This is a genomic window from Streptomyces monashensis (assembly GCF_001866665.1).
Classification (GTDB): domain Bacteria; phylum Actinomycetota; class Actinomycetes; order Streptomycetales; family Streptomycetaceae; genus Streptomyces; species Streptomyces monashensis.
In genome coordinates, this window is the sequence record NZ_MLYO01000031.1 from 177,413 (window position 1) to 189,517 (window position 12,105).

Genomic DNA, 12,105 nt, shown 5'->3' on the forward strand with positions numbered 1-12,105 from the left:
GGCCTAGGGGGCCGGAGGCCGCTCCGGCCCCCTTTCGCGTGTCCGCACCCGGTCCCCTACGCGCGCGCCGGGAACAAGGGGTGGCCCGCGACCAGCCGTTCGGCCAGCGCGCTGCGCCGGTACAGCACCCGACGGCCGTCCCGGGCGCGGGTCACCAGGCCCGTGGCGGCCAGGATCCGCAGGTGCTGGGAGACGGCGCTCGGCGTCACGCCGAGACGCCGGGCCAGTTCGACGGTGGGCAGCGGCTCGGCGAGCAGCCGCAGCAGGGTGGTGCGGGGCGCGCCGAGCAGCGCGGCGAGCGCGGAGGCGTCGGGGTCGGGGTCGGGCTCCGGTTCCCACAGGGTCGCCGTGCCCCGGCCGGGGTAGGCGAGCATCGGAGGGGCCGCGGCGCTGATCGGTGGCGCCGGCTTGTGTGCGAACACCGACGGGATCAGCCGCAGCCCGCGCCCGGCGCCGTCGACCGCGTGCCGGCCGATCATCTTGTCGACACTGAGCACCCCGTCGCGCCAGCCGAGGTTCGGGTGCAGGCCGGCGAAGAGCGAGCGGGCGCCGCCGGTGGCCAGCTGTCCCGCGCGGTGCGTGATGTCGGCCTCCAGGACGAGCCGGATCCGCGGCCAGTACGGCAGCAGAGCCGTGTGCCAGTAGCGGAGGAGCAACTCGACGACACGGCCGAGGAGTTCGAGGACCGGGGCGTCATCGGGTGCGCCGGCCCACCGCAGTGCGGCGGGCAGCGGGCGCGGAGCGTGCGCGGCGAGCAGGTCGCGCCGCACGACGTCCGGAGGTGTGGCCCGTACGACCGCCAACTCCTCGTCCAGCGTGGGCGCGTGGACGGTCGGCCGGGGTGTCAGGAAGTCGGGCAGGGCGAGAGCGGGGCCGACGAGGGCGGACAGCAGGGGCAGGTCGGTGGGGACGAGGGCGGCGAGCACGGCCCGGCGCCAGCGGCCGTGCAGGGGGTGCAGGGCGGGCGCGCGCAGCACGCGCAGGCTCTCCATCAGCTCGCCGAGCGGGGAGATCGCGAACCGGGTGTCGGCGAGGTCGTCGACCCCGAGCCGGAAGCTGATCATTTAGCCCCCGTCTACATCGCTCGCCAACCGCCGCCGCATGCCGTGGACTTCGTGCCATGGCAGATCTCCACTCCGAGCAGCGTAGCGCGACCGCGTCCGGGACCTCCCGGCTCGTCGCGGTGCTGGCCCTGGCCTGCGCGGTAGCGGTCGGCAACGTCTACTTCCCGCAGGCCGTCGTCCCGCTCGCGGCGGCGGGCCTCGGCGTCGCGCCGGGCGCGGCGGCCGGGGTGGTGACGGCGACCCAGTTCGGCTACGCGGCCGGCATCTTCCTGCTCGTACCGCTCGGCGACCGGCTGCCACCCCGCCCGCTGCTGGTCACCCTGCTCAGCGTGACCGGCCTCGGGCTCACCGCCGCGGCCGCCGCGCCCGCACTGCCGCCACTGCTCGCGGCGAGCGTGCTGGTGGGCGCGGCCACGGTGGTCGCTCCGCTGGCCGGACCGCTGGCGGCCGGGCTGGTCCCGCCCGAGCGACGGGGCGTGGTGGGCGGCACGCTGCTGAGCGGGTCCCTGGCCGGGATGCTGCTGTCCCGCACGGCCGGCGGCGCCCTCGGTGACCGGCTGGGCTGGCGGGCGCCCTACGTCCTCGCGGCCGTCCTCACGCTGGCGGTCGCGCTGCCGCTGTCCCGGGCGCTGCCGCGGCTGACCCCGCCGTCCCGGCAGCGCTACCGGCACCTGCTGGCCGAGCCCGTCCGCCTGCTGCGCGCCGAACCCGCCCTGCGCCGCTCGTCCTTCTACCAGGCGACGGTGTTCGCCGGGTTCTCCGCCGTGTGGACCGGGGTCGCACTGCTGCTGACCGGGCCGGTGTACGGGTTCGGGGCGGGTGCGGTCGGGCTGCTCGCGCTGGTCAACGCGGTGACCATGCTGGTGACACCGTTCGCGGGCCGGCTGGTGGACCGGTGGGGCGCCGACGCGGTGAACCTGGTCTGCTTCGTGCTGGTCGTCCTCGCCGCGGTGGTGCTCGTCCCGGGCGCCTTCGGCGGCGGCACCGGGCTGCCGGCCCTCGTGGCGGGCAGCCTGCTGCTGGACGTCGGCATGCAGTCCGGCATGGTCGCCAACACGGTGCGGATCTACGCCCTCCGCGCGGACGTCCGCAGCCGCCTCAACACCGCCTACATGACCTGCGCCTACCTCGGCGGCACCCTCGGCTCCTGGCTCGGCGCCCGGGCGTACGCGTGGTGCGGCTGGCCGGGAGTGTGCGGTCTCGTCGCCCTGCTGGCCGGACTGGGGCTGCTCCGGCACCTGACGGCGACGGCGCGGGACAAGCGGCTCGGGAAGAGAGGCGCGCGGGTGTCGTGTTGCCGACCTGGGAAGATCACCGAGGTGCGGAAGCCGGTGCGAGGACGTGGAGCACCTCCGGCAGCGCGGCGGCGAAGCCCGTGAAGGTGTCGATCACCGTGCGGTTGAGCGGGCGCACCCGGACCGGGACCGGCGCCTGGACACCGCGGTTGCGGGCGGCGGGGTCGATGTCCGCGTGACAGCCGCGGATCACCCCCCGCCGGGTGAGCGAACGGACCCCTTCGAGACAGGTCGAGGGGGCCACACGAGCTTCCGGGCGAGTTCCCGGCGGCCGCCTTCCCGCAGTGCGGGGACATCGTCGACGTCACGGGAGCCGGCCACTTCCCCGGGTGAAATCGCTGTGGAAGTCCGGGACTTGAGGTTACCGTTCGGTAGACATCGTGCCCGGATCCTCCCGGAGGTGCTGCCCATGACGCCCGACCGTGCCCACGGCCTCGTGGAGACGCGCCGCGCGCTCGCCGACGGGGAGGTGACCTCACGCGCGCTGGTGGAAAGGACGCTGGCACGGATCGAGGCCGCGCAGGAGACACTGAACGCGTTCCGGATCGTACGGGCCGAGGCCGCGCTCGCCGAAGCCGACGCCGCGGACCGGGAGTTGGCCGCCGGGGCGCGGCGCCCGCTGCTCGGGGTGCCGGTGGCGGTGAAGGACGACATGGACGTGGCGGGCGAGCCGACCGCGTTCGGCTGCCGCGGCGACTTCCCGCCGGCCGCCGCGGACGCCGAGGCGGTACGGCGGCTGCGCGCCGCCGGTGCGGTGATCGTCGGCAAGACCAACACCTGCGAGCTGGGTCAGTGGCCGTTCACCGAGGGGCCGGCGTTCGGGGACACCCGCAATCCGTGGCACACCGGGCACACCCCCGGCGGTTCCTCCGGGGGTTCCGCCGCCGCCGTCGCCGCCGGACTCGTGCCCGCCGCGCTCGGCTCCGACGGGGCGGGTTCGGTGCGGATACCGGCTTCCTGGACCCATCTCATCGGCATCAAACCGCAGCGCGGCCGCATCTCGACCTGGCCGCGCGGCGAGTCCTTCCACGGGATCACGGTCAACGGCACCCTCGCCCGTACGGTCGCGGACGCGGCCCTGCTGCTGGACGCGGCGAGCGGCAACCACCCCGGGGACCCGCACCGGCCGGCCGCCCTCACGGTGGCGGACGCCGTCGGCCGCGACCCCGGCCGGCTGCGTGTCGCGCTGTCCCTGAAGCCGCCGTTCACCGCGCTGCCGGCCCGGCTGCACCCGCAGATCCGCACCCGGATCGTCCAACTCGCGGACCGGCTGGCCGCGTTGGGACACGAGGTCGAGGAGGCGGATCCGCCGTACGGGCAGATCGGGCTGGCCTTCCTGCCGCGCGCCACCGCCGGGATCGCCGAGCGGGCCCGCGAGGCCCCCGACCCGGCGCTGCTCGATCGGCGCACCCGTGACGCGGCCCGGCTGGGCCGGCTGCTCGGCGGGCTCCCGCTGCGGGCCGCCCGGCGCGCGGAGCCGGTGCTGCACCGGCGGATCGGCCGGTTCTTCACCTCGTACGACGTGATCCTCGCGCCGACCACGGCCGCTCCCCCGCCCCTCGTCGGCGCCCTGCACCGGCTGGGCGGGACGGCCCTGGACCGCGCGATGATCGCCGCCTGCCCGTACGCCTGGCCGTGGAACGTGCTCGGGTGGCCGGGCGTGAACGTACCCGCCGGCTTCGTGGACGGCGGCCTGCCGGTCGGCGGCCAGCTCCTCGGCCCGGCCGGCAGCGAGCCCCGACTGGTCTCCCTCGCCGCCCAGTTGGAAACCGAACTGCGCTGGCACGAGCAGTGGCCACCGGGGCGGACGGCGCAGACCCCGGTGGGCTGAGAGCTGCGCTTCGCCCGAGCCCGGCGACAGGTCGGGGGGCGGGCGCGCACGGAGCGGACCGGGAGCAGCGGCGCGCGGGGGCGGTTACGCCGCCAGCAGGGTGACTCCCAGGGCGGCCAGGGCGACGACCTTGAGGAGTTCCAGCGCCACGTACCAGAGGTGGCCGTGCGAACGGGGCAGGTCCTCGCCCGCGAGGACGCGGTCGGAGCGGCGGTTGAGGACGGGGCGGACCACGGCGAGCTGCGCGAGGAGCAGCACGGCGACGGCCGCTGTCGGTCCGACGACCGAGGCCGGGGCACCGCCCACCGCGACCGCGACGATCACCACGACCGCCAGGACCGCCTCCACGGCGTTCAGCGCCCGGAACACCAGCCGGCCTATGCCCAGGCCGATCGGGATGGTCACGCCCGGTGCGCGGAACTTCAGCGGGGCCTCCAGGAAGGAGATCGACAGCACCATCCCGAGCCAGAGGAAGGTGAGGGCACCGGCGAGCGCGGCGGACGTGGCGTTCATCTGCGAGGGTCCTTTCCGGGTCGGGCGGCGGTGTTCCCCGCCACGTGGGCGACGCAGGAGTCCGCTTCGGCGAAGGGCTCCAGCGCGGTGGCCGTCAGCGGGGCGTCCAGTCGTGTCAGCGCGCCCTGCATCAGGCCGAGATGGAGGGGGCAGACCAACCGGCCGTACTCCTCGGCGAGTTCGAGGAAGGGGCAGTGGCGCAGCCGGATCCGCCGGGCCGGACCGTCGGCCGTCTCCGCTCCTCGCTCTGCCGCCTCTTCTTCGCCTTCCCCGTCCCTCTCGTCCTCTTCTTCCACCTGCGGGGCGAAGCCCAGTTCGTCCAGCAGGGCGACGAGCGCGGCCGTGGCGCGCTCGGCGCTCGGCTGCTCGAAGGGCGGCGGCGGGTCCACCAGGAAGCCGCCCCACGCCCGGCCCGTCTCCATCGCCTCCGCGCGTGCCTCGGCCGGGTCGGCGGACGCCCAGCGGCTCAGCAGGACGCGGGCGAGCAGCCGGTAGTCACGGGCGCCGCCGCGGTCCATGCCGGGCCGCACGACGTAGCCGACGGCGGGCCGGCCCGGTCCCGGGGACCGCACGGTCCGGCGCTCGACCAGCCCGTCGGCCACCAGGGCGTCCAGATGGAACCGGACCGTGTTGGGGTGGACACCCAGCCGCCGCGCCACCTGCGCCACGCCGAGCGGCGAGGGTGCGGTGCGCAGCACCTCCAGCACCTCCCGGCGCCGCGGGCTCTCGCGTCGTGGGCTGTCGTGCGCCGTCACCTCCGGCACCCCTCTCCACCCGCGTTCCCACCTGCGTCCATTTTCACGAATCCTACATGTATAAATTGTAGAGTCGGGAGCGCAGGGAAAGACCCGAGGGGAAGAGAAGATGACGACGTCGCCGTCCGCGAGGGACACCGAGCCGCGCGTGCTGTGCGACACGCGGGCCCTGACGGAGAATCCGCCGCTGCCCGGCGGGGTGCTGTGGAAGCTGGCCGAGAGCGGCCGTCAGCTCGACGCCAACGTGGTCCGGCTCGCCCCGGGCCGGCGGGTCGAGGTCCACACGGAGCCGCAGCTGGACGTGATACTCCTCGTGACCGGCGGTGACGGCGCGCTCGGCACGGAACGGGCCGACGAGCACCAGCCGTTGGCCGAGGGCGCCCTGGTCTGGCTGCCGCACGGCTGCGCCCGCGGGCTCACCGCCGGTGCGGCCGGGCTGACGTACGTGACCGTGCACCGCCGCCGTCCCGGCATGTCCATCGGCACCCGCCCGGCCGGCGCCTGACCCGCCGGGGCGCTCCCAGGAGGCCCACCCGCCGCAACAGCCGGGCGACGGGCGACCGTTGCCCCGCCGCGGCCGACCGCTAGGGTGTGCCCCCGTGAGCACGTTTACCGAAGAGAACGTCCCCGGCCGGTACGGCCCCCACGCCACCACCGAGGCCGACCCGCGCGAGGTCGGCCGGGTGCGCACCGAGTACTCCCCCGCCCACGACGGCGATCCGGACCCCGGCGAGATCGTGTGGACCTGGGTGCCCTTCGAGGAGCACGACGGCCGGGGCAAGGACCGCCCGGTGCTGGTCGTCGCGCGGGAGGCGGCGGGCACCGTCCTCGCCGTACAGCTGACGAGCAAGCGGCACGACGGCGACCGCGACTACGTGGCGATCGGCAGCGGGCCCTGGGACCGCTCGGACCGGGACTCCTGGGTGGACGTGGACCGCGTGCTGCGGCTGCACGAGGAGGGCATGCGCCGCGAGGCGTGCGCGCTGGACCGGGGACGGTTCGACCTGGTCCGCCGGCGGCTGCACGAGCGCTACGGCTGGACCTGACCGACGCCGCCGCCCGGCGTCAGGCGAACGCCCGCGTGAACGCCGCCCGGACCACCGCACCCGGCGTCCGGTCCAGCACCCCGAACACCACGTGGTCGAAGCCGCGGGCGAACCGGCCGCCGGGGCCGAGCAGGGCCCGGAAGGCGCCCGCGACCTGCGCCGGGTCGTTCTGGAACACACCGCAGCCCCAGGCGCCCAGCACCAGCCGGCGACAGCCCTGGGCGGCGGCCGTCTCCAGCACCCGCTCGGCACGGACCGCCAGGGCGCCCGGCAACGCGTCGGCGCGCTGCGGTGCCGTACGCCGTACGACGCCCGCGTTGGGGGCGGCCGCGGTCAGGAAGCCGGCACGGAACGGCTCGGTCAGCAGCCGGCCGCGGTCGTCGCGGAAGACCGGAACGGCCGGTGAGTGGATCACCCGGTCCGTGTAGAACGGGTCACGGTCGGCGCGGTGGTGGTCGTAGAAGCGGCGGGCCGTGAGCAGGCAGGTGTGCAGCGCGGAGGCGCGGCACAGCGCCTCCTCCTGGGCCTGCGCGCCGTTGAGATAGCCGCCGCCCGGATTGCGGGCCGAGGCGAAGTTCAGGACGGTGACCGGGGCGTCGGACAGCCGGCGGGCGGCCTCCAGGCTGCTCTCGCCGGTCACCTCGAAAACGGTGCCCCCGGCCACGGGCGCGTCACCCGTTTGCCGTACGGAGACCGGTTCGGGCCCGAACATCCGCGTCCCGGCGCGCGCGGCCTCGATGTCCGCCGCGAGGAAGACCTCCCGGCCGTCCGGCGCGCGGTAGCGGCCCGCGGTCACGATCGCTTCCGTCTCCGCGGCGATCCCGCGCAGGCGTGCGCTCACGGCGCCACCCCCGTGGACGCCGTGACGGCCGCCTGCGCGGTCTCCCCCGTCGTGCTCATGCACGCATCCTGGGTGATGCTGGTCGTGCGCTGCAACGGAGTTTCCCGCGCCGGAACACCCCGGGGAACGAGCGGGAAACGGATATGACCGAACCGGAACATCCGGTGGGGCACTCTTGTGCGAACCAGCTCCAGGGTCTTGGGTAGAGCGCATGCCTGCCCGGCCCCAAGACCAACCGGGCAGATGGCATGGTGGAATCTCAGGAGGATCCCGACATGTCCGACTCGAAGAGCGACGGCGGCGACTGTACGAGCCACCGCACCGCCGTCACCGAGGCCGAGGTGGAGGCCCTGGTCCGGGGCATCTGCTTCAAGACCGGGCCGCCCCGCGCGCTCGGTGTCGAACTGGAATGGCTGGTCCACGAGCTGCGCGCGCCGCAGCTCCCCGTGACACCCGAACGACTTCGGGCGGCCTACGCCGCCCTGCGGGCCGTGCCCCTGCGCTCGCCGCTCACCGTGGAACCCGGCGGCCAGCTGGAGCTGAGTTCACCGCCCGCCGCCTCCCTGATGGAGTGCATCCGCACCGTCTCCGCCGACCTGGACACCGTGCGCGGCGTCCTCGCCGAGGACGGTCTCACCCTCGTCGGCGTCGGCCACGATCCCTGGCACACCCCGCGCCGGTTCCTGCACGAGCCGCGCTACGACGCCATGGAGGCGTGCCTGGACCGCACAGGGCCGGCCGGCCGGCACATGATGTGCGCCTCCGCGTCCGTGCAGGTCTGCGTGGACGCCGGGCAGGAGGAGCCGGGCCCGCTCGGACACGAACGGCGCTGGTGGCTGGCGCATCACCTGGGCGCGGTCCTGGTCGCCGCGTTCGCCAACTCCCCGCTGATCGGCCAGGAGCCCACGGGCTGGCAGTCCAGCCGGCAGCTGATGTGGACGCAGATCGGTGCCGGCCGCGCCGGGGCTCCCCCGCTGGACGGCGACGCCCGCGGCGCCTGGGCCCGGCATGTGCTGGACTCCCCGGTGATGTGCGTCCGCCGGGACGACGGCGGGCCGTGGGAGGTGCCCGAGGGGCTCACCTTCCGGGAGTGGACGCGCTCCGGCACGCCCCGGCCGCCCACCCGGGCCGACCTGGACTATCACCTGACCACGCTGTTCCCGCCGGTCCGGCCGCGCGGTCATCTGGAGCTGCGCATGATCGACGCGCAGCCCGGCGAGGACGGCTGGATCGTGCCGCTCGCGGTGACGGCGGCGCTGTTCGACGACCCGGCGGCCGCCGAGACGGCGTACCGGAGCGTGAAACCGCTGGTGGAGCGGACGCTGCACCGGCCGGCGCCGCACAATCCGCTGTGGACCGACGCGGCCCGCTCCGGGCTCGCCGACCCGGAGCTGCGCGAGATGGCCGCCGAGTGCTTCGCGGCGGCGCTGGAGGCGCTGCCCCGGCTCGGCGCCGACGCCGAGGTGATCGGCGCGGTGGCCGCGTTCCGGGACCGTTACGTCGCCCGGGGCCGCAGCCCGGCCGACGACCTGCTGGACCGCCGACGCCGCACGGAGCCGGCCCGGCCCCAGCGCACCGGAGACCCCGGAGGCACTGCCCTCGACCGCCGCAGGAAGGACATCCGCACATGAGCGCCCCCGAGACCGGCACGCGCGCCGGCGCGGCCGAGCCGGACGCCCCGGACAGCGCGGCCCTGCGCGAGCGCGCGCTCACCTCGCTCGTCACCGCCCGGGACCGCACCACGCTGCTGACGACCTGCGTCGAGGACCCGGACCTGACCGCCCAGCACTCCCCGCTGATGTCCCCGCTGGTGTGGGACCTCGCGCACATCGGCAACCAGGAGGAGCTGTGGCTGCTGCGGGCGGTCGGCGGCCGGGAGGCGATGCGGCCCGAGATCGACGGCCTGTACGACGCCTTCGAGCACCCGCGCGCCGCGCGCCCCTCGCTGCCCCTGCTGCCGCCCGCCGAGGCCCGGCACTACGCGGCCGAGGTGCGCGGCCGGGTGCTGGATCTGCTGGAGGGCGCGGACTTCCACGGCTCCCGGCTGACCGAGGCCGGCTTCGCCTTCGGGATGATCGCCCAGCACGAACAGCAGCACGACGAGACGATGCTGATCACCCATCAGCTCAGAAAGGGCCCGCGGGCGCTCACCGCTCCGGACCCCGACCCGGCGCCGCCGTTCACCGGCCCGGCCGAAGCCCTCGTGCCCGGCGGCCCGTTCACGATGGGCACCTCCACGGAGCCGTGGGCGCTGGACAACGAACGCCCGGCGCACGTGCGGGAGGTGGCGCCGTTCTGGATCGACACCACCCCGGTGACGAACGCGGCGTACCAGGCGTTCATCGAGGACGGCGGTTACGACACCGAGCGCTGGTGGACGCCGGAGGGCTGGGCGCACATCCGGCGGCACGCGATCACGGCTCCACTGTTCTGGCACCGGGAGGGCGGGCAGTGGCTGCGCCGCCGGTTCGGGGTCACCGAGCCGGTCCCGCCGGACGAGCCGGTGCTGCACGTGTGCTGGTACGAGGCCGACGCCTACGCCCGCTGGGCCGGGCGGCGGCTGCCCACCGAGCCGGAGTGGGAGAAGGCCGCCCGGCACGACCCGGCCACCGGCAGGTCCCGGCGCTATCCGTGGGGCGACGCCGATCCGGCGCCCGAGCACGCCAACCTCGGTCAGCGCCATCTCGGCCCGGCGCCCGCAGGCAGCTACCCGGCCGGTGAATCCCCGCTCGGCGTACGGCAGTTGATCGGGGACGTGTGGGAGTGGACGGCGAGCGACCTCCAGCCGTACCCCGGCTTCCGGGCCTTTCCGTACAAGGAGTACTCGGAGGTGTTCTTCGGCCCCGAGTACAAGGTGCTGCGCGGCGGTTCGTTCGCGGTGGACCCGGTGGCCTGCCGGGGCACGTTCCGCAACTGGGACTACCCGATCCGCCGGCAGATCTTCTCCGGGTTCCGCACCGCCCGCTCGGAGGCCGTCTGATGTGCCGTCACCTCGCTTATCTGGGGCCGGAGACACCGCTCGGGCAACTGCTCGTCGAGCCGCCGCACAGTCTGGTGCACCAGTCGTGGGCGCCGCAGCGGCAGGCGTCCGGGACGGTCAACGCGGACGGTTTCGGGGTGGGCTGGTACGCCCCGGAGGATCCCGTCCCGGCGCGCTACCGGCGGGCCGGGCCCGTCTGGGCGGACCTGTCCTTCGCCGACCTGGCGCGGGTGGTGCGCTCCGGCGCCGTCCTCGCCGCCGTACGGGACGCGACGCTGGCGGGCGCGGACGCCGAGGCGGCCGCGGCCCCCTTCGCGTCCGGACGGTGGCTGTTCAGCCACAACGGCGCCGTCGCGGGCTGGCCGGACGCGGCCGCCCCGCTGCTGTCCGCCCTGCCGCCGGTCGACCTGCTGGCGCTGGAGGCCCGCAGCGACTCGGCGTTCGTCTGGGCGCTGGTCCTGCACCGGCTGCGCTCGGGCGACGAAGCCGGCCAGGCGCTCGGCGAAACGGTGCGCCGGCTGGCCGCGGCGGCCCCCGCCTCCCGGCTCAACCTGCTGCTGACCGACGGCGCCACGATCGCCGCCACCGCCTGGGGCGACAGCCTCTGGTACCGCACGGAGCCCGGCCGCAGCACGGTCGTCGCCTCCGAGCCGTACGACGACGACCCGCTCTGGCAGGAGGTCCCCGACCGCACCGTGCTCACCGCGAGCCGCGCCGGTGTGCTGCTCGCCCCGTTGGAGGACCCCGCGCCCTCCCCCGCCCTCGACTCCGCTCGAGCGGGGGGACCCCCATCCTCGAAGGAGCCCTGTACGTGAGCCCCCTTCTTGTCACCCGCACCCTGCCCGAGGACGCGACGGACGCCGCGCTGCGCGCCGACGTCCTGCACGGCCTGACCGACCACCCCAAGTGGCTGCCGCCGAAGTGGTTCTACGACGCCCGCGGCAGCGAACTGTTCGAGCGGATCACCGAGTTGCCCGAGTACTACCCGACGCGCGCCGAGCGGGAGATCCTCACCGTCCGCAGCGGCGAGATCGCCGCGGCGAGCGGTGCCCGCACGCTGATCGAGCTGGGCTCGGGCTCCTCCGAGAAGACCCGTCATCTGCTCGACGCGCTCGCGCCCGCGGTGTACGTCCCGGTCGACGTCAGCGAGAGCGCCCTCACCCAGGCCGGGCAGGCGCTCGTCGAGGAGCGACCGGGTCTCGAAGTGCACGCGCTGATCGCGGACTTCACCGCCCCGCTGGACCTGCCCGCCACCCCCGGGCCCCGGCTGCTGGCGTTCCTCGGCGGCACGATCGGCAACCTGCTGCCCGACGAGCGCGCGAAGTTCCTGGCCGCCGTGCGCTCCCTGCTGGCGCCGGGCGACGGGCTGCTGCTCGGCACCGACCTCGTCAAGGACGAGCGGGTGCTGGTGCGGGCCTACGCCGACGCTGCCGGGGTGACGGCGGCGTTCAACAAGAACGTGCTGGCCGTCGTCGACCGGGAACTGGGCGCCGACTTCGATCCGGACGCCTTCGACCACGTGGCCCTGTGGGATCCCGAGCGCGAGTGGATCGAGATGCGGCTGCGCTCCCGGATCGCGCAGACCGTGAAGGTGCCCGCGCTGGACCTCGCCGTGGACTTCGCGGCGGGCGAGGAGCTGCGCACCGAGGTGTCGGCGAAGTTCCGCCGGGCCGGGGTGAGCGAGGAACTCTCCGACGCGGGGCTGGAGTTGACCCACTGGTGGACCGACGCGGAGGAACGGTTCGCGCTGTCGCTGAGCATGGCCCGGTGAGCCGGCGGG

Annotated in this window: 12 protein-coding genes; 8 read left to right on the forward strand and 4 right to left on the reverse strand. The window is 75.2% G+C overall.

The genetic code is table 11. The features are described 5' to 3' along the window. Positions 1–56 precede the first annotated feature (56 nt). Positions 57–1,064 carry an ArsR/SmtB family transcription factor gene (locus BIV23_RS18800; RefSeq protein WP_071382029.1) on the reverse strand — a complete coding sequence of 336 codons (1,008 nt, stop codon included), beginning with the start codon at positions 1,062–1,064 and terminating at the stop codon, positions 57–59. A gap of 56 nt (positions 1,065–1,120) precedes the next feature. Between BIV23_RS18800 and BIV23_RS18805 the strand changes: the two genes are divergently transcribed. Further along, on the forward strand, positions 1,121–2,443 hold the full coding sequence (locus BIV23_RS18805) for an MFS transporter (protein WP_079173236.1): 1,323 nt from the start codon (positions 1,121–1,123) through the stop codon (positions 2,441–2,443). A 325-nt stretch (positions 2,444–2,768) separates the two neighbouring features. Next, entirely contained in the window at positions 2,769–4,190 is a 1,422-nt protein-coding gene (locus tag BIV23_RS18810; protein WP_071382030.1) for an amidase, read from the forward strand. Between the two features lie 84 nt (positions 4,191–4,274). Here the strand turns inward: BIV23_RS18810 and BIV23_RS18815 are convergent, their stop codons facing one another. Further along, the gene (locus BIV23_RS18815; protein WP_071382031.1) at positions 4,275–4,703 is read right to left on the reverse strand and encodes a hypothetical protein; all 429 of its coding nucleotides are present in this window, start codon (positions 4,701–4,703) and stop codon (positions 4,275–4,277) included. After that, complete coding sequence (locus tag BIV23_RS18820) at positions 4,700–5,458, reverse strand: helix-turn-helix transcriptional regulator (RefSeq protein WP_071382078.1); 759 nt, start codon at positions 5,456–5,458, stop codon at positions 4,700–4,702. The genes BIV23_RS18815 and BIV23_RS18820 overlap by 4 nt, the downstream gene beginning before the upstream one ends. A 109-nt stretch (positions 5,459–5,567) precedes the next feature. On the opposite strand from BIV23_RS18820, the gene BIV23_RS18825 reads away from it, so the two are divergent. Both BIV23_RS18825 and BIV23_RS18830 read left to right on the forward strand, forming a co-directional pair. Further along, positions 5,568–5,963, forward strand: coding sequence for a hypothetical protein (locus tag BIV23_RS18825; protein ID WP_071382032.1), 396 nt, complete (start codon positions 5,568–5,570; stop codon positions 5,961–5,963). Between the two features lie 94 nt (positions 5,964–6,057). Next, a complete protein-coding gene (locus BIV23_RS18830) occupies positions 6,058–6,504 on the forward strand; it encodes a type II toxin-antitoxin system PemK/MazF family toxin (protein ID WP_071382033.1) in 447 nt (148 codons plus the stop codon). Between the two features lie 19 nt (positions 6,505–6,523). Here the strand turns inward: BIV23_RS18830 and BIV23_RS18835 are convergent, their stop codons facing one another. Continuing rightward, on the reverse strand, positions 6,524–7,345 hold the full coding sequence (locus BIV23_RS18835; protein WP_071382034.1) for a TIGR02452 family protein: 822 nt from the start codon (positions 7,343–7,345) through the stop codon (positions 6,524–6,526). A gap of 275 nt (positions 7,346–7,620) precedes the next feature. On the opposite strand from BIV23_RS18835, the gene egtA reads away from it, so the two are divergent. The 4 genes from egtA to egtD are packed head-to-tail and all read left to right on the forward strand — an operon-like array spanning position 7,621 to position 12,096. Continuing rightward, positions 7,621–8,976 (forward strand): ergothioneine biosynthesis glutamate--cysteine ligase EgtA, encoded by a 1,356-nt coding sequence (gene egtA / locus BIV23_RS18840; protein WP_071382035.1) that lies wholly within the window; start codon positions 7,621–7,623, stop codon positions 8,974–8,976. Then, positions 8,973–10,325, forward strand: a complete 1,353-nt coding sequence (gene egtB, locus BIV23_RS18845; RefSeq protein WP_071382036.1) for an ergothioneine biosynthesis protein EgtB — start codon at positions 8,973–8,975, stop codon at positions 10,323–10,325. Before egtA ends, egtB begins: the two co-directional genes overlap by 4 nt. Then, on the forward strand, positions 10,325–11,140 hold the full coding sequence (gene egtC / locus BIV23_RS18850; protein ID WP_071382037.1) for an ergothioneine biosynthesis protein EgtC: 816 nt from the start codon (positions 10,325–10,327) through the stop codon (positions 11,138–11,140). The genes egtB and egtC overlap by 1 nt, the downstream gene beginning before the upstream one ends. Further along, a complete protein-coding gene (egtD, locus tag BIV23_RS18855) occupies positions 11,137–12,096 on the forward strand; it encodes an L-histidine N(alpha)-methyltransferase (protein ID WP_071382038.1) in 960 nt (319 codons plus the stop codon). Before egtC ends, egtD begins: the two co-directional genes overlap by 4 nt. Positions 12,097–12,105 lie beyond the last annotated feature (9 nt).